This window comes from Curtobacterium sp. ER1/6, from assembly GCF_001742745.1.
In the GTDB taxonomy this organism is placed as follows: domain Bacteria; phylum Actinomycetota; class Actinomycetes; order Actinomycetales; family Microbacteriaceae; genus Curtobacterium; species Curtobacterium citri.
This window is the reverse complement of sequence record NZ_MJAK01000008.1, coordinates 103,246-123,239: the sequence shown is the minus strand read 5'-3', so window position 1 is coordinate 123,239 and position 19,994 is coordinate 103,246. Positions and strand designations below refer to the sequence as shown.

20 protein-coding genes are annotated in these 19,994 nt (G+C 73.1%); 14 read left to right on the top strand and 6 right to left on the bottom strand.

The annotated features are described in order from the left end of the window. Positions 1-45: 45 nt before the first annotated feature. On the bottom strand, positions 46-1,545 hold the full coding sequence (locus Cus16_RS12575; protein ID WP_069712991.1) for an ABC transporter substrate-binding protein: 1,500 nt from the start codon (positions 1,543-1,545) through the stop codon (positions 46-48). A 46-nt stretch (positions 1,546-1,591) separates the two neighbouring features. After that, entirely contained in the window at positions 1,592-2,335 is a 744-nt protein-coding gene (locus Cus16_RS12570) for a DUF1684 domain-containing protein (protein ID WP_141718970.1), read from the bottom strand. A gap of 215 nt (positions 2,336-2,550) precedes the next feature. Here Cus16_RS12570 and Cus16_RS12565 point away from each other — a divergent pair, with 215 nt between their 5' ends. The 12 genes from Cus16_RS12565 (at position 2,551) to Cus16_RS17030 (ending at position 12,605) form a co-directional block, all read left to right on the top strand. Continuing rightward, a complete protein-coding gene (locus tag Cus16_RS12565; RefSeq protein WP_069712989.1) occupies positions 2,551-3,660 on the top strand; it encodes a fatty acid desaturase family protein in 1,110 nt (369 codons plus the stop codon). 286 nt (positions 3,661-3,946) lie between these two features. Next, positions 3,947-6,781 (top strand): AMP-binding protein, encoded by a 2,835-nt coding sequence (locus tag Cus16_RS12560; protein WP_069712988.1) that lies wholly within the window; start codon positions 3,947-3,949, stop codon positions 6,779-6,781. Between the two features lie 278 nt (positions 6,782-7,059). Further along, entirely contained in the window at positions 7,060-7,533 is a 474-nt protein-coding gene (locus Cus16_RS12555) for an Asp23/Gls24 family envelope stress response protein (protein ID WP_069712987.1), read from the top strand. Beyond that, on the top strand, positions 7,526-7,717 hold the full coding sequence (locus tag Cus16_RS12550; protein ID WP_069712986.1) for a DUF2273 domain-containing protein: 192 nt from the start codon (positions 7,526-7,528) through the stop codon (positions 7,715-7,717). The genes Cus16_RS12555 and Cus16_RS12550 overlap by 8 nt, the downstream gene beginning before the upstream one ends. Further along, positions 7,714-8,061: a hypothetical protein gene (locus Cus16_RS12545; protein WP_069712985.1), complete on the top strand. Its 348-nt coding sequence runs from the start codon at positions 7,714-7,716 to the stop codon at positions 8,059-8,061. Before Cus16_RS12550 ends, Cus16_RS12545 begins: the two co-directional genes overlap by 4 nt. A gap of 10 nt (positions 8,062-8,071) precedes the next feature. Beyond that, entirely contained in the window at positions 8,072-8,647 is a 576-nt protein-coding gene (locus Cus16_RS12540; RefSeq protein WP_069712984.1) for a DUF6286 domain-containing protein, read from the top strand. Next, a complete protein-coding gene (locus tag Cus16_RS12535) occupies positions 8,644-9,207 on the top strand; it encodes a hypothetical protein (RefSeq protein WP_069712983.1) in 564 nt (187 codons plus the stop codon). The genes Cus16_RS12540 and Cus16_RS12535 overlap by 4 nt, the downstream gene beginning before the upstream one ends. A 62-nt stretch (positions 9,208-9,269) precedes the next feature. Next, positions 9,270-9,443: a CsbD family protein gene (locus Cus16_RS12530; protein WP_069712982.1), complete on the top strand. Its 174-nt coding sequence runs from the start codon at positions 9,270-9,272 to the stop codon at positions 9,441-9,443. 61 nt (positions 9,444-9,504) lie between these two features. After that, the gene (locus tag Cus16_RS12525) at positions 9,505-10,692 is read left to right on the top strand and encodes an Asp23/Gls24 family envelope stress response protein (RefSeq protein ID WP_069712981.1); all 1,188 of its coding nucleotides are present in this window, start codon (positions 9,505-9,507) and stop codon (positions 10,690-10,692) included. Beyond that, entirely contained in the window at positions 10,692-11,102 is a 411-nt protein-coding gene (locus tag Cus16_RS12520; RefSeq protein WP_223246612.1) for an MFS transporter permease, read from the top strand. The genes Cus16_RS12525 and Cus16_RS12520 overlap by 1 nt, the downstream gene beginning before the upstream one ends. A 206-nt stretch (positions 11,103-11,308) precedes the next feature. Continuing rightward, positions 11,309-11,788: an RNA polymerase sigma factor gene (locus Cus16_RS12515; RefSeq protein WP_069712979.1), complete on the top strand. Its 480-nt coding sequence runs from the start codon at positions 11,309-11,311 to the stop codon at positions 11,786-11,788. Further along, positions 11,778-12,605 (top strand): hypothetical protein, encoded by an 828-nt coding sequence (locus tag Cus16_RS17030; RefSeq protein WP_141718969.1) that lies wholly within the window; start codon positions 11,778-11,780, stop codon positions 12,603-12,605. The genes Cus16_RS12515 and Cus16_RS17030 overlap by 11 nt, the downstream gene beginning before the upstream one ends. Positions 12,606-12,614: 9 nt before the next feature. Here the strand turns inward: Cus16_RS17030 and Cus16_RS12505 are convergent, their stop codons facing one another. The 4 genes from Cus16_RS12505 to rimK all read right to left on the bottom strand — a co-directional run bounded on the left by Cus16_RS12505 (position 12,615) and on the right by rimK (position 18,614). Next, positions 12,615-13,589 (bottom strand): NAD-dependent epimerase/dehydratase family protein, encoded by a 975-nt coding sequence (locus tag Cus16_RS12505; protein ID WP_069713039.1) that lies wholly within the window; start codon positions 13,587-13,589, stop codon positions 12,615-12,617. Next, a complete protein-coding gene (locus Cus16_RS12500) occupies positions 13,586-16,297 on the bottom strand; it encodes an alpha/beta fold hydrolase (RefSeq protein ID WP_069712977.1) in 2,712 nt (903 codons plus the stop codon). The genes Cus16_RS12505 and Cus16_RS12500 overlap by 4 nt, the downstream gene beginning before the upstream one ends. After that, positions 16,294-17,367: a 3-oxoacyl-ACP synthase III gene (locus Cus16_RS12495; protein WP_069713038.1), complete on the bottom strand. Its 1,074-nt coding sequence runs from the start codon at positions 17,365-17,367 to the stop codon at positions 16,294-16,296. The genes Cus16_RS12500 and Cus16_RS12495 overlap by 4 nt, the downstream gene beginning before the upstream one ends. A 68-nt stretch (positions 17,368-17,435) precedes the next feature. Beyond that, a complete protein-coding gene (rimK, locus tag Cus16_RS12490) occupies positions 17,436-18,614 on the bottom strand; it encodes a 30S ribosomal protein S6--L-glutamate ligase (RefSeq protein ID WP_069712976.1) in 1,179 nt (392 codons plus the stop codon). Positions 18,615-18,682: 68 nt separating this feature from the next. Here rimK and Cus16_RS12485 point away from each other — a divergent pair, with 68 nt between their 5' ends. Continuing rightward, complete coding sequence (locus Cus16_RS12485; protein ID WP_069712975.1) at positions 18,683-19,144, top strand: ATP-dependent zinc protease; 462 nt, start codon at positions 18,683-18,685, stop codon at positions 19,142-19,144. A gap of 147 nt (positions 19,145-19,291) precedes the next feature. Further along, complete coding sequence (locus tag Cus16_RS12480) at positions 19,292-19,963, top strand: peroxiredoxin-like family protein (protein WP_083263953.1); 672 nt, start codon at positions 19,292-19,294, stop codon at positions 19,961-19,963. Positions 19,964-19,994 lie beyond the last annotated feature (31 nt).

Sequence of the window (19,994 nt, the reverse complement as noted above, 5' to 3'; positions counted from 1 at the left end):
CTGTCGGGCTGGCGGTGCTGTCGGTTCTGTTCGGGTGGGCGGGGACTACCCGACGGTGATGCCGGAGACGGGGAACTGCGAGTTCAGCCCGTTCTTCCAGTATCCCGTGACGTCCTTGTCGGACACGACGATCTGCGGGTAGAGGTACAGCCAGTCGCTGGCCGCGTCCCGCACGATCTGCTCGTTCGCCTGCTTCAGGAGCGCCGTCTGCTGGTCCTCCGAGGACGCCTGCTCGGCGTCGCTGATGTCCTTCTGCACGTCGGCGTTGTCGTACCCGAAGTAGAAGTCCGGGTTGCCGTAGAACACGACGTCACGGTCGTTGACGTGCTCCTGCAGCGTCGCCTCGAAGTCGTGCTGCTGGTACACCTTCGTGTACCACTCGTCGGCGCTGATCGAGTTGACCTTGACGGTGACACCGACCTTCCGCAGCGCGCTCTGCAGGTACTGCGCGACGGCGGGGTGCGGGTCGTACGTCGGGGTGTCGAGCGTGAAGGTGAAGCCGTCCGCCTTGCCGGCCTCGGCGAGGAGCTCCTTCGCCTTCGCCGGGTCGTACGCGTTGACGCTCGTCAGGTCCTCGTACCAGGGGTCGGTCGGCGGGACCATCGAGCCGTTGACCGTGCCGTAGTCGCCCCAGATCGCCTTGAGCAGGGCCTTGCGGTCGACGGCGGCCGAGATCGCCTGGCGGAGCTTCACGTCGGTGAAGGGGCCCTCGGCGTCGTTGAAGGCGAGGAGCTCCTTGGTCGTGGACTTCCCCTCGCTGACGGTGTACTTGCTCGTGTCCGCGGTGAAGCGGGACAGGGCGTCCGGCGACTGGATGCTCGTGACGACGTCGACGCTGCCGCTGGCCAGGGCGTTCGACAGGGTCGAGGCGCTCGTGAAGTACTGGAACTCGACGCCGCCGTTCTTCGGCTTCGCGCCCCAGTAGCCGGAGAACGGGTCGAGGGTCAGGGAGGACCCGCGCTTCCGGTCGGCGAGCTCGTACGGGCCGGTGCCGTCCTCCTCGGTCTTGAGCGACTTCTCGGCCGAGGGGACGATCCACACGTACGACAGGTTGTAGACGAACGAGATCGACCGCTGCGACAGGTGCACCACGACGGTGTCGTCGTCCGGGGTGTCGATCGCCTTGATGACGGCGAGGCTCGACTTGCGCGAGGACTGCGAGTCCTCGGCGGTGACGCGCTCGATGCTGCTCTTGACGTCGGCGCTCGTCATGGTGCCGCCGCCGTGGTAGCGGACGCCCTTGCGGAGCGTGAAGGTGTAGGTCAGTCCGTCCTCGGAGGTGTCGTACGACGAGGCGAGCAGCGGCGTGACGTCGCCGTCGTCGCCGAGGCGGAACAGCCCCTCGTACACGTTGTCCTGGAAGGCCTCGTTGACGCCCTGGCCGCCGCCGTCGACGTTCGACAGGTTCGTCGGCTCGTAGAGCGAGCCCACGACGACGGTCGCGTCGGCGCCCGACGACGACCCGCCGTTCGCGGACGAGCAGCCCGCGAGGGCGAGGGCGAGGGCGACGCCGGTGGCGACGATGGGGAGGGTGCGGGACTTCACGGGACTCCTGGTGGGGAAGCGGGGGGTCGGGGAGGGTGGGACGGGCTCAGCCGCGGTGTGCGACGTACCGCTCGCCGGCGTGCACGGGCACGTGCAGTCGGTTCTGCGCGGGCGGGAGCGGGCAGTTGTACTGGTCGCTGAAGCCGCACGGCGGGACGAAGGCGTGGTTGAAGTCGAGGACGACCGCGGACTCCTCGCCGGTCGACGACCCCTCGGGCCGCTCGACGAACAGGAAGCGTCCGGTGCCGTAGGTGCGCTCGGCCTCGTCGGTGCTGCGGTTGGTCGGGTCGCCGAACACGAGCAGCAGCGTGCCGTCGTCGTCGAACGCGCTGAGGCGGTACTCGCGGCCGTCGATCGTCGCGGTGATGTCACCCGGGACGACGAGGTCGCGCGTGCTGCCGGCGGCGTCGCGGAGGTGCTCGTAGGGGATCGTGCGACCGGGCTCGGCCGGGGTGAAGCGGGCCTCGATGCGCCACGCGGGGTCGTAGGGGAAGACCGGGGTGCCGTCGTAGGAGCGGTTCGCGGGCGACTCGGCGTCCCACAGGCGGTACCCGTGCTCGGGTGCGCCCGTGTCGATGTCCTTCCGGTGCACGGCCGTGGCGGTCACCGAGGCCGGCTGGCCGACGAGGGCCTGCTCGAGGTCCGGCTCGGCGCCGTCCGGCAGCCACGTGGTCTGCACCAGGGCCAGGTCGCCCTGCGGTCCGGTGACGCGCTGCCGACGGGCCTCGCGCCAGGCGTGCCAGGAGGCGGGCTCGGGGGCGAACGTGGGGGAGGGCTCGACGGTGCTCACGGGTCCGTACAATCGCACATCACCTGTCGGGCATTCCCGCTCGGCGTCATCCGGGGCAACACGCACGCCCGCGGACGGGCTCGATCGCGTTCTCCGGACTCGCCGCGGAACGCCAGGCGGTTCCCCAGGTCGCGACCCTACGGTTCTCGGAAGCGCGGATGCGTGAACTCCTCGGACCGGTCGAAGGATCGCTCACCACGGAAGGTCGGTCCCCGATGACCACGACCCCCCTCGCCCCCGGCTTCACCCGCACCCGACCCGGCCCCGGCAGCCGCAACGGCACCTCGACCTACTCGGCGTTGCTGGCACAGGTGAAGGAACAGGGACTGCTCCGTCGCCGCACCGGGTTCTACTGGTCGCTGTTCGGCAGCCTCGTCGTCGGCCTCGCGCTGGCGTGGGTCGCGTTCGCGTTCCTCGGCGACTCCTGGTTCCAGCTCATCGTCGCCGGCGCGCTCGGCGTGATCTTCACCCAGTTCGCCTTCCTGTCGCACGAGGCCTCCCACCGTCAGGTGTTCGCCTCGCAGAAGTGGAACGACCACGCGGGTCGGTGGCTCGGCACGTTCATGGTGGGCTTGAGCTACTCGTGGTGGATGAACAAGCACACCCGCCACCACGGCAACCCGAACACCGTGGGCAAGGACCCGGACATCAGTCCGGACGGCATCCGCTTCCTGCCCGAGGACGCCGCCGCCGTCCGCGGGCCGCTCCTGCGGACCTTCATGCGCTTCCAGGGCTGGCTGTTCTTCCCGCTCCTCACCCTCGAGGGCCTCAACCTGCACCGGTACGCGGTCGTCTCGATCGTCACCGGCAACGGGACCAAGGCGGACCGCAAGCACCGCTGGCTCGAGGCCGCGATGCTCGTCGCCCGCTTCGGCATCTACCTGACGGTCGTCTTCTGGTTCCTGCCGTTCGGCATGGCCTGCGCGTTCCTCGGTGTGCAGCTCGCCGTGTTCGGCGTGATGATGGGCGCCTCGTTCGCCCCGAACCACAAGGGCATGCCGACGATCGCGCACGACGCGAAGGTCGACTTCTTCTCGCGCCAGGTCCGTACCTCCCGCAACATCCGCGGGGGCTGGTGGGTGTCCTTCCTGATGGGCGGCCTGAACTACCAGGTCGAGCACCACCTGTTCCCGTCGATGCCGCGGCCCGCGCTCAAGCAGGCCCGACTGCTCGTCCGCGACCACTGCGACACCCTCGACGTGCCCTACACGGAGACGACGCTGCTGCGCTCCTACGGCATCGTCGTCCGCTACCTCAACCGCGTCGGACTCGCCGCCCGCGACCCCTTCGCCTGCCCGATGGTGACGCAGCTCCGCATCCACTGACGCGCCCGCGTCGGAGCCCGCCCTCACCGGTGGAGCGGTCGGCGCAACGCGTCGGCGAACAACGACGAGCACGTCGCACCACGTGACCACGTGGTGCGACGTGCTCTTCGTCGTGCAGGGCTCCCGACTCCGGTGCGGGAACCCGCGGCACCGCGCACCCCGCAGCCCCACCCCGCTGCGGGAAGTCGCAGGTCTCCGCGGGTTCCCGCACAGCCCGTCCGCAGGAGCACGGCGCCGGGTTAGCGTCAGCCGACCACAGTCCGCAGCACGGTGAACAGGGGCCCGCATGCTCATCTCGACCGACACCACGGGGGCGGCATCGGCGCCGCACCCCGACGACCGCACCACCCGGGTCGTGAGCGCCGGGAGCACCGCGCGCGACGTGTCGGCACCGGCAGGAACCGCGAGCAGCACGACCACCGCACCGGACACCGAGACCTCCGTCCTCGACGGCCTCGCCGCCGTCGCCGAGCGCGCACCGGACTCGCTCGCGCTGGTCGACGAGCACGGCGAGACCACGCACGGCGAGCTCGACCGCACCGCCCGTGCGCTCGGCCTGCTGCTCCACGAGCGCCTGACCCCCGACGACCGCTCCGGTCGCGGTGTCACCGTCGAGGCGGGCGGCGAGACCGTCCCCGTCGGCACGATGGTCGGGCACGGGGCCGCATCGGTCGTCGCGCTCCTCGGACTGCTCCACGCCGGTCGGGTCATCGTCGCGCTCGACCCGTTCCTGCCCGAGGCCCGACTGCAGCACGTGATGGCGCTCGCCGGGATCGTCGACGTCGTCGCGGACGTCGAGCACGCCGACCGCGCGGCCACGCTCGTGCCCGCGCACGGTCGGGTCCTGCCCTTCGAGGACCTGCTCGGCGAGGCCCGCGTGATCGCCGCGACCCCCGGCGACATCGCCGTCGTCCCCGGGGCCCGCGACCGCGGCGGGCGCGACCCGATGGACATCATCTTCACCTCCGGCTCGACCGGTGCGCCGAAGGGCGTCACGATGACGCACCGGCAGATCGTCGTCGACACCGTCGCACAGCGCACGTCCTTCCGGTTCGTGCCGGAGGACCGGATCGCGTCGGTCCTGCCGCACGGGTTCGCGGCCGGCTTCACGCTGGTCCTGTCCGCCCTGCTCGCCGGAGCGTCCTTGCACGTCGCCGACCCCCGGAAGACCGGTGTCGACCGCCTCGTCACGTGGGTGCACGACGCCGGCCTGACGACGCTGCACACCACACCGCACCTCGTCCGCTCGATGACCGGTGCCCTCGACCCGTCGGACGACCGCCTGCGCGGCCTGCGCCTCGTGGCGACCGTGGGCGAGGCGGTGACCGGCACGGACATCGCCGGCATCCGCCCGCTGCTCGGACCGGAGACGTCGTTCTGCAACTGGACGGGATCGAGCGAGACCGCCGTCTACGCCGTGCACGAGATCCGCGCGAGCGACCCCGTCCCGGAGCGGAGCGTGCCCTCCGGCCGGATCGTCACCGGCAAGCGCATCGAGGTCCGCCGCCCCGACGGCAGCCTCGCCGACCCGGGCGAGAGCGGCGAGGTCGTCTGCATCTCCGACGCCATGACGAGCGGCTACTGGGGTGCGCCCGAGGTGACGGCGACCCGTGCGGGGACGTCCGCCGACGGCACCCCGACCTGGGCGATCGGCGACCTCGGACGCTTCGACGAGCACGGGGTGCTCACGCTGCTCGGTCGCGCCGACGACGCCGTGAAGGTCCGCGGGTACCTCGTGGAGCCGAGCGAGGTCGAGGCGGCGCTCCGGACGGTCGACGCCGTGCTCGAGGCCGTCGTGATCGCCGTCAAGGCACCGCCGGCCCCGACCCGGCTCGTCGCGTACGTGGTGAGCCGGCCCGGACGCCGCTCGCCGTCACCGGCGGCGATCCGCAAGGCCCTCCGCGAACTCCTGCCGGACTACATGGTGCCGACGTCGATCGTGCCGCTGCCCGCCCTGCCGCGGAACGAGCGCGGCAAGGTCGACCGGGCAGCACTGCCCGAGGCCCCGGCGCTCGGCACGACCGTCGGCGAGGACGGCGAGGAGCTCGGCGAGGACACCTACGACCAGTGGCAGCTCGCGGTCGGGCAGATCTGGGCCGAGGTCCTCGGCCTGCCCTCGGTCGGCCCGCTCGAGCTCCCCGCCGTCGGCCTCGACAACGACTTCTCGGCACTCGGCGGCGACTCGCTGTCCGCGGAGGAGATGCTCGCCGCCGTCGCCGACCGGCTCGGTGTCGACGTGCCGTCCTCGGAACTCCTCGAGCACCCGACGCTCCGCACCTTCACCGCGCGGATCCGCCTCGGCGCCGCGGCGGTCCCGAGCCACCCGGACATCGTGACGCTCACCGCACGAGGTGGCGACGGTGCCGAGCCGCTCTTCTGCGTGGCCGGCGCGGGGGCGCTCGCGCTGACGTACGTCCCGCTCGCCCGGCACCTGGGCGACCGCCCCCTCTTCGCGTTCCAGCAGCACGGGCTCGAGCGCCGCGCACTGCCCGACCGGAGCATCGCCGCGATGGCCCGCCGCTACATCGAGCTCATGCGCGTCGTGCAGCCGCAGGGTCCGTACACGCTCGTCGGTCACTCGTTCGGCGGCCTGGTCGCGCTCGAGATGGCCGCGGTGCTCACCGACGCCGGTCACGAGGTCCGTCGGGTCGTCCTCCTCGACACGTTCCTGCCCGAGCAGGCGTCCGAGCAGGCCGACGTCGTCGAGTTCGGCGAGCTCGACCTCGGGCGCCCGGCCAGGAGGGCGCTCCCCGGCGCGCTGCAACGGGTGGCGTCCGGGACGGCGTTGCTCCGGAGCAAACTCGACGCCCCGTTCGCGCGCATCGCCCGCCGGGCGCGCGGCCACGGCGCCGGAGTCTTCCGCTGGGAGGGGCAGCGGCACTTCCGCGCCTTCTTCGACCACGCGCTCCTCATCTCGCGCGGCTACGAGCCCCGCCCCTACGACGGCCCCGTCACGCTCGTCATCGCCGACGGCAACGAGTCGGGTCCGGCGCGGTGGGCCCGCTACCTCCGTGGCGAGGTCGACGAGGTCCGCGTGCACGCCGAGCACAGCTCGGTCCTCCGGGAACCGCACGTCGACCAGGTGGCGACGCTGATCACGGCGCAGCTCGCCACGCACTGAGCCCCCTGACGGACGGGAGGCGCTGCACCGGACCGGTGCGGCGCCTCCCGTCCGTCGTCGCGCGCCTCCCGTCCCGAACGCACCGAGGCTGTCCGGTTGCGCACCACAACGACGGGCACGAGACGGGATCGGGGGACAAGATCGAGCCCTGAGGCCTGTTTCCTGGGGAATCGCCGGACGCGGAACGGGGGACGTGACGAACCTCGGTGTCACCCCGTCTCATCCGTGAACAGCAACCGCTGGGAACGTGTCCCGGCGGGTCTCGAAGGGAGCAACCAATGGCTGACACCACCACCACCCCCGCGACCACCGCGGCCGCCACCCGTTCCACGGGCACCATCAGCACCACGAGCAGCAACGCCTCGGGCACTGCGGGCAAGACCACGATCGATGACACGGTCGTGTCGAAGGTCGCCGGGATCGCCGCGCGTGAGGTGAACGGTGTGCACTCGCTCGGTGGCGGTGCCGCTCGTGCGATCGGTGCGCTGCGTGACGCGATCGGGCAGCGTGACCACGGTCAGGGTGTCAAGGTCGAGGTCGGCGAGAAGCAGGTCGCCGCTGACATCACGATCGTCGCGGAGTACCCGGTGTCGCTGCAGCAGGTCGCGGACGGGGTGCGTTCCTCGGTCGCGCGTGCGCTGCAGCAGATCGTGGGCATGGAGGTCGCGGAGGTCAACGTGACCGTGCAGGACGTGTTCATCCCGGGCGATGACGACGACAACGACGACAAGAAGGAGTCCCGCGTTGAGTAACACGCTGATCGGTGCCCTGATCGGGGCGATCCTCGCGGTCGTGGCGTTGCAGTTCGGGTTCTGGGGCTTCGTCCTGGTGGTCGTGTTCGGTCTGGTCGGTGCGCTCGTGGCGGCGCTGGTGACCGGGAAGATCGACCGGGGTGCCCTGACCGACGTGCTGACCGGACGCCGGAGCTCCCGGTGACCGCCGGCCCGGCGAGCACCGGCTCGGGAAGCGTCCCGGCAGGCGCCGTCCCGGGCCGCGTGGAGATCACGGCCCGGGCCCTGACGGCCCTGGCCCGGGCCGCCGCCGCGGAGCGCCTCCGGGTGCCCGCGAAGCGGCTGCGCGTGGGGATCGACGACGAGCAGGGATCCCTCGCACTGGACGTGACCGGCCCCATCCGGGACCAGCCCGACATCGTCCAGGCAGCCGCGTCCGCCGCGGACGACATCAAGCAGCGCGTCAGCGAGCTCGCCGGCCGTCGGGTGGGTCGGACGCACATCGAACTGACCGGGCTCGTGCGTGAGCACGAGGGCCGAGTCCGGTAGGAGGAAGCACATGAGCACCGAACAGCTCGAGAAGCGGCTGCGTCGTCGGAGCATCCACCGGTCCCGGTCCACCGCCCTCGCCGTGACCCTGGTCGTGGTGATCCTGGTCGCGGCGTGGATCGGCACCGAAGCGGTCCTCAAGGCGATCGGGCAGGGGCCGCTGCTGGCGGACCCGCAGACCGTCGCCGACACCGCCCTCAAGCCCGACGCCGCGTTCACCACCATCGCCGAGGTCATCGCCGTAGCCCTCGTGGTCCTCGGCATCGTGCTGGTGGTCCTGGCCCTGGGGCCCGGCCGGCAGCCCCGGTCCGGGATCGACCACGACCGTGGTGCGGTGATCATCGACACCCGCATCCTCGCCTCCACCGCCGCGAACGCCGCCGCGCACGCAGCAGACGTCCCCGAGGCCAACACGTCCGCGTCGGCGCGTGGGCACCGCACCCAGGTGCACGTGGTGCCCCTGTCCGGCATCCCCGTCGACACCCACGTCGTCGAGCAAGCCGTCCAGGAACGCCTCGGCCGCCTCGGCGGCAAGCACGGCTCCAGCGTGCAGGTCACCGTGGAGCAGAAGGGAACCCTGGCATGACCACCACCAACCGCGGCTTCAACCGGGTCCTGCTGTTCCTGATCGGTCTGATCGGCATCGTCGCCGGGGTCGTGATCGGCGCCGGGGTGCTGCAACCCGTCCGCGACGCGGTGCAGCAGTACGTGACCCTGCCGCAGCAGGTCACCGTGCCGGGCGCGGCGCTGTGGATCATCGCCGGCGTCTGCGCCGTCGTGATCGTCCTCGCGTTGGTCGTGGTGTTCACCCGTGGTGGTGGCGGCACGTCCGTCGCGGTCCGGGAACGCACCGGTGACGACCAGGTCACCGTGAACGTCGCCCTCGTCCGCGACGTCATCGACCACGAACTCGCCGACGTCCACGACATCGTCACGACCAAGGTCGACACGTACCTGGTGAAGAAGCAGCGGGCGGCCCGGATCCGGGTCCACGTCCGCCGCGGTGGTGACGCGGTCACCGTCCTCGACGCCGTCGATCACGCCGTCACCACCCTCGACCGCACCCTCGGCCGAGAAGTACCGGTCCTGGTCCACCTCACCGGCGGCACCCGCACCGCACTCGCACGCACCACCCGCGTCCACTGACGCACACCACCACACCACCACCGCCGGGGACGACCCCGGCCCACGAGAGAGAGGAACCCACCATGGGACTCGACGACAAGATCAAGAACGCCGCCCAGGACATCGCGGGCAAGGCCAAGGAGGCCTTCGGCAACGCCACGAACGACGACTCGAAGGTCGCCGAGGGCAAGAAGGACCAGACCGCTGCGAGCGCGAAGCAGACCGGCGAGGACATCAAGGACGTCTTCAAGAACTAGCGGGCCACGGCCGTCGCTCCCCCTGCGGGAGCGACGGCCCTGCTGTCCCGAGGAGGAAGCCATGCAGCACGATCCGAACGCACGGACCCAGGTGACCGAGGTCGACCTGCCGTCCGAGCTGACCACCCCGCTCCCCGACGACGCCGGGCCCCTGGTGGTCGCCGCCCGCACCGCGGCGGAGACGGCGCTCGGCGTGCCGGGTGTCCACCACCTGGGCAGCCTCGCGGCCCGCGCCGCCGACCGCGTCCGCTCCCAGCTCGGGCGGTCCGCCGGAGCACCGGGGGTGCAGGTGGACGACGCCGAGGACACCCTCGACGTGACCGTGTCGGTCGTCGTCGAGTACCCGCTGAACGTGCGCGAGGTCGCCGCGGCGGTCCGCGACCAGGTGACCGCGGCGGTCTCGCAGCTGGGCGGCGGCAAGCCGACCACGGTCGACGTCCGCGTGCTCGACGTGCACGGGCCGTTCGACGACGAACCGTCGGCCATCGACCGCGCCACCGAGGCCGTCGGGGCCGCCGCGAGCCGCACGAAGGACGCCGTGGCCGGTGCCGCGAAGGACGTCCGCGCGAGCGCCGCCGACGTCGCCGAGCGTGCACGGGACGCAGCGCAGGACGCCGCCGCCGCCACGCGCGAGGCCGCCGGCAAGGCGAAGGACGCCGCCGGGGACGCCGTCGACGCCACCCGCGCCACGGCAGCCGACCTGGGCGACCGCGCCGCGGACGCGCTCGACACCGCACGCGCCGCGACCGCCGACGCCGTCGACGCCGCTCGGACCCGCACTGCCGACGCGGTCCAGGACGCCCGGGCAGCGGCTTCCGACGCCGCGGACCACGCGGCGCGGAAGTCCTCGGAGGCGGGTGACGCAGCGCAGGACGCCGTCAGCGCCGCGAAGGACGCCGCAGCCGACGCGACCGCCGAGGTGCGCGACCGCGCAGCAGGTGCCGCTGCCGCCGCGACCGACGCGGCGGCCGAGGCTGGGGCAGCTGCATCCGACGCCACCGACTCGGCGGTCACCGCGACGCAGGCCGCGACCGCCGACGCGAGCCCGGACGCGCCCTCGGGTGCACCCACCGCGCACGACACCGGGTCGCCGGCCGAGGACGGCCGTGCCGCTGACGATCGTGTCGCTGACGAGCGCGTCGCCGACGCTCTCGACGACGCCGCGGACCGCATCGAGCACGCAGCCGACGTCGTCCGCGACGAGGCCGCCTCCCGCCAGGCGGACGGGGACGGCGGAGCCGCACGGTGATGACCGCGTGGGCGGGGCGGCGGGGTCCGTCCCGCCGACCCCGCCCGCGCGGCGTCTGGGTCGCGTCGGGCACCGGCATCGTGCTCGTGCTCGTGCTGGCCCTCGGCGCGTACCTGCCCCTCGTGGGGTTCCTCGGCGGGGTCACCGCAACGACCGCCGGGCTCGTGCCCTTCCCGGTCGTCCGCATCGCCCTCGTGACGCTGCTCGGGGCCGTCGTGGTCGTCGCCCTGCTGCTGCTCGCCCTCACCCGCCGCCACACCGCGACGTCGGTGGTCGCCGTCGTGGTCGCGGTGCTGGTGAGCCGCGCCGTGACCGCCTACCCGGTGGTGACGATCGCGATCGCGTCGGCCGACCGCGCCGGTGACGTGTGGCCGATCGTCACCGATCTCTGGCAGCGCTTCGCCGCCTGACGACGTCGCGGACGGGAGGCGCGTGGCTGACCGACCACGGGCCTCCGGTCTGGTGCACCTCGCCGCGCCCGGCACCGCCGCTCCCGGCACCGCCGCTCCCGGCACCGCCGCTTCCGTCGCCCACGACACGCCCGGTCAGATGGATCTCGGGACCGATCCGTCAGGATCACCCCGCGTCCGACATCATCAGGGTGAGGGGAGGAACCGTGGCGAAGGACACCGACGACGATGCGACGCTCGTGCGGCGCGCAGCCGCCGGCGACCGCGATGCGCTGGCGACGCTGTTCGACCGGTTCGCTCCGGTGGTCACCCGCGTCGCGTGGACCCTGACGAGCACCCCCGACGAGGCCCGCGGCACCGTGCAGGACACGTTCGGGATCCTGTGGGACCGAGTCGGAGACCTGCAGCTCGCCACCGCGTCCCTGCTCCCGTGGCTCCTCGCCACCTGTCGCGACGTCGCGCAACGAACGACGGCACACCCTCCGAGCGCGGGCGATCCGTTCCGCTGGGTCCGCGACGCGATGGATGCTCTCACCCCGGACGACCGGTCGCTGTGCGAGTGGTGCGTCGTGGACGGACGCCGCTACGACGACGCTGCTCGCGACCTCGGCCTGCCGCTCGCCGACGGCGCCACAGCTCGCCCGACGGAGCAGCCCCGGAGGGCGGTGACGCGCGATGGACACTGAGCCTCCCCAGGGGGACGACCTGCAGCGCATGCTCGTCTCGATGAAGCGGCACGTGCTCGAGCACGCGGCGCCGCGACGATCGCGTCGCCGACGCACCACCGGCATCACACTGGGCGTGGTGGGCGTCCTGCTGCTCGGCGCAGCGGGCGGCGGCGTGGCGTTCGGCGTCATCCCGACCCCGCTCACGGCGGACCAGCCGACCGCGACGGCGCCGAGCAGTCCGTCTCCCACTGCGGTGGAGACGCCGACCGGCGCACCGGTCGTCGAGGACCCCACACCCGTCGCCACACCGACACCGACACCGACGTCGACTCGACCGCCGTACGCACTGGCCGACCCGTCGACCTGGACAATCTCGGGTACCGAGGTCGGGCCCGTCGCGCTCGGCGGCCAGCTGGCGGAGGAGACGGACGACCTCGAGGGCGTGCTCTCCGACGAGTACTCGACCTGCAACAACCCGCGGGTGTCGTTCTGGGCCGGCGGTGGCACCCTCCTCACGATCATCACGGGCGACGACGGCCGGATCGAGGCGCTCTCCGTCCGCGGGCTCGCGGAGACGACCGAGCGACCGCCGACGACCGCCGCGGGGATCCGCCCCGGCAGCACGGTCGAGGCGCTCCGGGCCGCGTACCCGGACCTGCGTCGGTCGTCGACGTCGGACCGGGACCCGTCGGTGGCCGACGACCCCTACGGCGGGCTGACGACGACCATCGACGGCTCGTTCGTGACGTTCTCGACGCGCGGACCGGACTTGCCCGTGGACGAGGTCTGGGTCAGCCGGACCCGCGACGCCCCGCCCTCCGAGTACTGCAACTGATCGGGCGCGTCAGGGCTGCGCGGCCTCGTGCAACCGGGCGAGGCCCTGGTCGATCGTGACCGTCGGGGCCCACCCGAGGTCGTGCCGGGTCCGCCGCTGGTCGAACCAGTGCGCCGTGGACAGCTGCTCGGCCAGGAACCGGGTCATCGGCGGTTCGTCCGCACCGGGTCGGGCGCGCCACACGGCCTCCACGACGGAGCCGGCGACGCGGGCGACCGCGGACGGCACGTGCACCCGCGGAGCCGGGACCCCGGAGGCGACGCAGATGCCCGCGAGGAGCTCACCCACGGGCCGCGGCTCACCGTTCGTCACGACGTACGCGCTGCCGTGCACGGCATCGTCGGCGGCGTGGTCGAGTGCCGCGACCATCGCTGTGGCAGCGTTGTCGACGTAGAGGGTGTCGATGAGCGCGGCACCGGAGTCGAGCAGCGGGAGCCGCCCGCTGCGTGCACGGTCGACGATGCGGCCCACGAGCTGCGTGTCGCCGGGTCCCCACACCAGGTGCGGCCGGACCGCGACGACCGCGAACCCGGGCTCGTCGGCGGCCAGCGCCAGGAGCTCCGCGGCGGCCTTCGTCCGGGCGTAGTGCCCGCGCGCGGCCGTCGGTTCGGCGGGGTCCGCTCCTGCGCCCGAGAGCGACGAGCCGGTGTGCGCCACCGACGGCGACGAGACGAAGACGAACCGGCCGACGCCCGCGGTCCGCGCCGCGGCGAGCAGCGTGCGGGTGCCGTCGACGTTGACCCGGGTGAAGTCGGCCGGGTCGCCGGCGAGCGAGACCTTCGCGGCCAGGTGCACGACCGCGTCGACCCCGGCGACGGCCCGCTCGACCGCGGGGGAATCGGTCATGGTGCCGAGGGAGTCCTCCACCCCGTCGACGCCCGAGGGTCGGCGCTGGAACGTCCGGACGTCGTGCCCGGCGTCGCGCACGGCGGCGGCCGTCGCACGGCCGAGGAAGCCGCTCGCGCCGGTGACGAGCACCCTCACGGACGCACCATCCGCCCGCCGCCGAGCACCGTGGTCGCCCACCGCGACAGGCGTGCACGGTCGACCTTCGAGTTGTGCCGGACGTCGGTCGGCAGCACGGGGACGACGAGCACCGCCGCGACCGGCACGCCGGCTGCTGCACGCACCGCACGGGCCAGCGCCGCCGGTGCGAGTCCGGGACGACGCGCGGCCGGCACGGTCTCGACGACCGCCACGACCTGTTGCGTCCCACGCGGCCCGGTGCCCGCAATGCCGACGCGTCCGACGCCGGCCACCCGCTCGATCCGCTGCTCGGGACCGACGGGTGTCACGACGCCCTCCGCCGTGGTCACGACGTGCTGCAGCCGCCCCTCGATCCACAGGCGCCCCTCGGCGTCCAGGTGGCCGACGTCACCGGTCCGGTGCCCGCGCGGGTCGCCGACGCCCGCGCGGGAGACCCGGTCCGTGCGCCAGAGACGGTCGTAGTGGTCGCGCACGTGCGGCGCCGCCACGACGACCTCGCCGGTGACCCCCGCGGCGTCGGTCGGGGCACCGGTCGGTGCGCCGTCGTCGTCGAGCGGTGCGATCCGCACGCGGACGCCGGTGGCCGGGACCCCGACGCAGATCCCCTGCTCGTCGACACCGTCGGTGGCTGCGGCACGCACCCCGTCGAGGTCGACGTCGGTCATGAGCAGCCCCTCGGTCATGCCGTAGGGGGTGTGGGCCGATGCGTTCGGCATGAGTGCGGTCGCCGCGGTCAGGAGCGACGCCGACACCGGCGCGCCGGCGGACAGGAACAGGCGGACCCGGCCGAGCGCGTCGCGGTCATGGTCGGTCAGCGCCGACGAGGTCGCGACCACGTTCGCCAGGGCCGCGGGCGAGAGGAACACGACGGTCGCGTCGGCCGCGGCGACGGCGTCCGCCACCGCGCGGGCGGTCAGGGTCCGGGGTGCGGTGACGTCCATGTCCGGTGCGACCGAGCGAGCGCCGAGGGCGGGGCCGAGCAGGGCGAACGGCGCGAAGCCGGCGACCAGGCCCGTGCCGACACCGACGTCGTACTGCGCCGCCAGGACGTCACGCACCGCGGCGAGCTGCCCGTGCGTGTAGACGACGCCCTTCGCGGGGCCGGTCGAGCCGGAGGTGAACAGGACGGCCGCGGGGGCGTCCGGCGCCGGCGCGACGGGCAGGGCGGCCCCCGCGGTGAGCCGTCGGGCACCGCGACGAGCGACCTCGACGAGCGAGTGCTCGACACCGAGCGCCGCGCGCGCGACTGACGGCAGCGCGAGGGTCGCGATGCGTCGGCCCGGCCACCCGAGGGCCCGAGCGGCACCGAGGCCCGGCAGCGCACCGATCACCCAGTCCGGACGCGCACCGCGGACGGCGCGGGTCAGGCCGCGCAGGCCCAGTCCGGCGTCCGCGACGACCACGACCGCACCGATCCGGACGCTCGCGTAGAGCGCGGCCGTCAGGTCCGCGCCGGGCGTGACGAGGAGCGAGACGCGGTCGCCCGGACGGACGCCGACGTCGAGCAACCCGGCGGCGACCTCGTCGACGCGTCGGGCCAGGAGTCGCCAGCTGATCGTCCGGGGACCGCCGGCGGCAGCCATCTCGATGAGCGCCGGCTCCTCCGAGTGGCGCAGCCCGTCGAGAGCGGCCCACAACGGGTGCGTTCCCTCCGCCCCGGCCTCGGCGCGGTCCGGGAGGCGCGGGTCGTCCCCGCGGGTCGTCGTCCCGTCCGGCAGGCGGTCGCCCAGCCAGTCGAGCACCGTCCCGGCGACGTCGGTGTCGTCGGGCAGCAGGTGGCCGGCGCCCTCGAAGCGGTGGACGTCGGCGTGCGGCAGCCGGTCGAGCAGGTCGTCGAGGTACCGCTCCAGGAACACCGGGTCGCGCGGCCCCCACATCACGAGCGCGGGCACCTCGAGCGCGGCGACGCCGGCGGCGATCCGGTCGAGCTCGGCCGCGCTGGGGTGGGCGGCGTCGACCGGGATGTCCGCGACGAAGCCCCCGATGCCGCCGCGACGAGCGGCTCCGCGGTAGGGCGCACGGTAGGCGTCGGCGGTCGCGCGGTCGAGCCGCGGGTGGGCGATCGCGAGGGTCGTCTCGAGGAACGCCGGCGTCACGACCGTCCCGCGGCCGAGCACCTCCGGGCGCAGCGCGAGCCGGAGGGGTGCCGGGATCGGGGCGTCGTCGGGCTGGTGCACGGCGGTGTTGCACGTCGCGACACCGACCACGAGGTCCGGGTGGTCGACCGCCCAACCGAGCGACACCACGCCGCCCCAGTCGTGCCCGAGGGTCACGACGGGGCCGGTGAGCCCGAGTTCGTCGGTCAGGGCGCCGAGGTCGCGGACGCGGTCGGCGAGGCGGTGCTGGTCGGCGGTGCGCTCCGAGAAGCCCATGTCGAGCTGGTCGACGGCGACCACGCGCCAGGCCGGGCCTCCCGCCCGGGCGGCGTCGAGCGTGCGGGCCGCGACGGACCGCCAGAGGTACGACCAGGTCGGGTTGCCGTGCACGCAGAGCAGGGTGCCGACCGGGGTGACGCCGAGCGCCTCGAGGGAACCGGCCGTGTCGAGGAGGTGCCACGTCCGCGGGGCGTGGGACGGGCCTCCCGACCGGTCCTGGCCACCGGCGACGGTGACCAGTCGCGACCAGGCCGGATCGAGTCCGGGCAGGGGCGGCGGGAGCGTCGCCGGAGCCGTGCTGGCGGCGACGCGCGGGAGGCCGGACCTCACCAGCGCAGTTCCATCATCGCCGTGTTGATGCCCGAGCCGACGCCACCCAGGAACACGCGGTCGCCGCGGGTGATGCCGCCGCGGGCGACCTCGTCGGCCAGGGTGATCGGGATCGACGCCGGACCGACGTTGCCGAAGCGCTGGTAGGTCGTCGGCACCTTGTCGCGCGGGACGCCGATCGCCTCGACGAAGGCGTTCGTGTGCACGTCGGAGACCTGGTGCAGGACGTAGCGGTCCATGTCCGCCCAGTCGAAGTGCGCGCGGGCCTCGTTCCAGGCCGCGACGACGAGCTCCATACCGCCCTTGAGCAGCATCTTCGCGTCCGTGAACATGCCGTCGACGCTGCCGACGCACAGGTCGTACCACTGCGTCGCCGCGCGGGTGACGCCGCCGACGATGCGGTGGCCCTCGGGGTGGACGTCGCTCGGGCCGAGCACGGCGGCCGCGGCACCCGACCCGAGGGTCAGGCTCGCGAACTCGCTCATGAAGTCCTTGCGGTTCCGGCCACCCTGGTTCAGGCGGTCGATCGTGTTGAGCTGCACCTGGTCGGCGTCCTCGCCGTCCACGACGAGCGCGTACTTGATCTGCCCGGAGTCGATCATGCCCGCGGCGACGCTCATGGCGTTGACGAACCCGAGGCAGGCGTTCGCGATGTCGAAGTTGATCGCCGACGTCGGCAGCCCGAGCCCGTGGTGCAGGCGGACCGCGACCGAGGGCTCGAGGTGCGGACGGGTGACGGAGGTGTTGATGAGGAGCCCGATCTCCTCCGGACGCACCCCCGCCTCGGCCATCGCCCGACGGCCGGCGTCGATCGCGGCGTCCTGGAAGGTCTGCCCCTCGCCCCAGTTGCGGCGCTCGGTCACCCCCGCGACCCGCTCGAGCAGGCCCATCGGCAGGCGGAGCCGACGGAGGGCCCCACGGAGGCGCTCCTCGATGTCGGCGGACGTCGTGACACGCTCGGCGGTGGTGGTCGCCACCGACAGCAGCGACACGTTCTGGTGCTTCGCCGTGGCGTTGCCGGGGCGCTCCGGTTCGCTGCTCGTCGCCTGGTCGACCGGCCGTTCCGTCATGATCGTCACCGACACATACTTCCGCATCCGACCTGGGTACGCGATCCGGGTGCGCTGGGCGGCACCGGTCAGGCGTCCTTCGGGAGCTTGCGGACCTTCGATCGGCGTCGCCGTCGGTCCGGGATCATCGAGCGCATCTCCTCCAGCTTGCCGAAGCAGAGCAGGCGGTCGCTGGCCTGCAGTTCGACGCCGCTGCGCGGGTTCGGGATCACGGACGCGCCGCGGTGCAGGGTCAGCACGGTGATGTCCCGGTCCCAGAGGCCGGACTCCTTGATGGTCCTGCCGACGAGGTCGGCGTTCGTGTGCACGAGCAGCTCGGCGACGCCGTACCCGGTCGAGACGCTGAGGCGCTGCCGGACGTCGATCTCCGGGAACGCGACCTGGTTGCCGATGAAGTCGATGATCGCGCCGGCGACGTCGAGTCCCGTGGCACGCTCGATGCCCTCGAGGCCGGGCGACGAGTTGACCTCCATGACGAGGGGACCGTCGTTGCCCTCGAGCATGTCGACGCCGGCGACGCGGAGGCCCATGATCTGCGCCGAGCGGACCGCCGCCTCCTCGTACTCGGGCGTCAGCGTGACCTTCTCGACGGTGCCGCCGCGGTGCACGTTCGACCGGAACTCGTCGCCGCTCGCGCTCCGGCGCATCGCGGCCACCACGCGGTCGCCGACGACGAGCGCGCGGATGTCCTTCCCGCGGCTCTCCGAGATGAACGACTGGATGAGCACGTTCTGCTTCGTCGAGTGCAGGGTCTCGACGATCGACTCGGCGACCTTCGCCTCGGGCGCCAGGATCACGCCGATGCCCTGCGTGCCCTCGAGCAGCTTGATGACGACGGGTGCGCCGCCGACCCGGTCGATCGCCCCGCGCACGTCGGCGCGGCTGTTGACGAACGTGGTCGCCGGCATGCCGATGTGGTGCCGGGACAGGATCTGGTTCGCCCGGAGCTTGTCGCGCGAGTTCGTGATGCCCGTCGCGGTGTTCGGTGTGTAGACGTCCATCTGCTCGAACTGCCGGACGACGGCGGTGCCGTAGTAGGTGATCGAGTTGCCGATGCGCGGGAGCACGGCGTCGTAGTCACTGAGGAGCCGGCCGCGGTAGAGCAGGTCGGGCTCGTCGGCGGTCAGGTCGATGGCGAACCGCAGGGTGTTCAGCACCTTGACGTCGTGCCCGCGGTCGATCGCCGCCGCGCGGAGACGCTGCGTCGAGTACGCGTGCGGGGCGCGCGACAGGATGGCGAGTTTCATCGGGGTGCTCCACGGGTTCGAGGACGACGACGGCGACGTCCCATCCAAGCATGCGACAGGATGGGGCCATGGCCCGGAACACGACGATCGCAGGTTGGCGTGAGTGGGCTGCCCTGCCCGGGCTGGACCTGCCGTGGATCAAGGTGAAGCTCGACACCGGCGCACGCAGCTCGGCGCTCCACGCGTTCGACCTCGAGGAGCTGCCCGGCGACCGGGTGCGGTTCTCGGTGCACCCGTGGCAGGACACCGACGCCGACGCGGTCACGCACGAGTGCGCCGTGCACGACCGACGCACCGTCCGGAGCTCCACCGGGCACACCCAGGAGCGGATCGTCGTCCTCACGCCGATCACCCTGGCCGGTCGCACGATCGACGCCGAGGTCACGCTGAGCAACCGCGACCAGATGGGCTTCCGCATGCTCGTCGGCCGCGAGGCGCTGCGGCAGGGGTTCCTGGTCGACCCCGCGCGGTCGTTCCTGGCCGGGCGGGCGCCGAAGGAGATCCGGCGGCGCAACCGCGGTCGCGCCTGAGCGGTCGCGGCTGCACGGCGGTGGCTCGGCGGTCCCGGCTCGTCGATGACGCCGCGTGACGCCACCCGTGCCGGCGGCGCACCGCGGTGCCTACGCTCACCCCACCGGCGCCGTCGCCGGATGCGTCCCGGACCCGAGGAGAACGACGTGACCGACCAGACCATCGCCCGCCAGGTGGACGAGTTCAACGCGGGCTTCACCGCGCAGATCGGCCCGGAGCTGTCCGCGGTCTTCGACGGTGAGCAGGCCGACCTGCGGGCCGCGGGCGTGCCCGACGGGGTCGTCGCGGTCGGCGACGACGCACCCGACGCCCCGCTCGTCACCCCGACGGGCTCCGCGACCTCGTTGGCGGGCGTCCGCGGCGATGCCCCCACCGTCCTCGTGTTCTACCGCGGCGCCTGGTGCCCGTACTGCAACATCACGCTGCGCACCTACCAGCAGGAACTCCTGCCGGCCCTGCGGGAGCGCGGGGTGCAGCTCGTCGCGGTGTCGCCCCAGACGCCGGAGGCGGCCGAGCAGTCGATCGCGAACGGCGAGCTCGCCTTCCCGGTGCTGACCGACCCCGAGAACGCGCTGGCGGGCCGCTTCGGCATCGTCACCGCGCCGAGCGACGCCGCCCGCGGTGCGCACACCCGGCTCGGCTTCGACGTCGCCGACAGCAACGCGGACGACACCGCGGCGATCCCGTTCCCGTCCGTGTTCGTCATCGACGCGGCGGGCACGGTGCGGTTCGCGGACGTGCACGTCGACTACACGACCCGGACCGAGGTCGCCGAGGTGCTCGCCGCCGTCGACGAGCAGCTCGCTCCGGCGAGCTGAACCCGCCTGCGACGCGGGCACCGCGGTCCGA

Coding starts and splice junctions, on each gene's coding strand:
- Cus16_RS12565 (WP_069712989.1), top strand. CDS start 2,551: ATGACCACGACCCCCCTCGCCCCCGGCTTCACCCGCACCCGACCCGGC.
- Cus16_RS12560 (WP_069712988.1), top strand. CDS start 3,947: ATGCTCATCTCGACCGACACCACGGGGGCGGCATCGGCGCCGCACCCC.
- Cus16_RS12555 (WP_069712987.1), top strand. CDS start 7,060: ATGGCTGACACCACCACCACCCCCGCGACCACCGCGGCCGCCACCCGT.
- Cus16_RS12540 (WP_069712984.1), top strand. CDS start 8,072: ATGAGCACCGAACAGCTCGAGAAGCGGCTGCGTCGTCGGAGCATCCAC.
- Cus16_RS12535 (WP_069712983.1), top strand. CDS start 8,644: ATGACCACCACCAACCGCGGCTTCAACCGGGTCCTGCTGTTCCTGATC.
- Cus16_RS12530 (WP_069712982.1), top strand. CDS start 9,270: ATGGGACTCGACGACAAGATCAAGAACGCCGCCCAGGACATCGCGGGC.
- Cus16_RS12525 (WP_069712981.1), top strand. CDS start 9,505: ATGCAGCACGATCCGAACGCACGGACCCAGGTGACCGAGGTCGACCTG.
- Cus16_RS12520 (WP_223246612.1), top strand. CDS start 10,692: ATGACCGCGTGGGCGGGGCGGCGGGGTCCGTCCCGCCGACCCCGCCCG.
- Cus16_RS17030 (WP_141718969.1), top strand. CDS start 11,778: ATGGACACTGAGCCTCCCCAGGGGGACGACCTGCAGCGCATGCTCGTC.
- Cus16_RS12495 (WP_069713038.1), bottom strand. CDS start 17,367: ATGACGGAACGGCCGGTCGACCAGGCGACGAGCAGCGAACCGGAGCGC.
- rimK (WP_069712976.1), bottom strand. CDS start 18,614: ATGAAACTCGCCATCCTGTCGCGCGCCCCGCACGCGTACTCGACGCAG.
- Cus16_RS12485 (WP_069712975.1), top strand. CDS start 18,683: ATGGCCCGGAACACGACGATCGCAGGTTGGCGTGAGTGGGCTGCCCTG.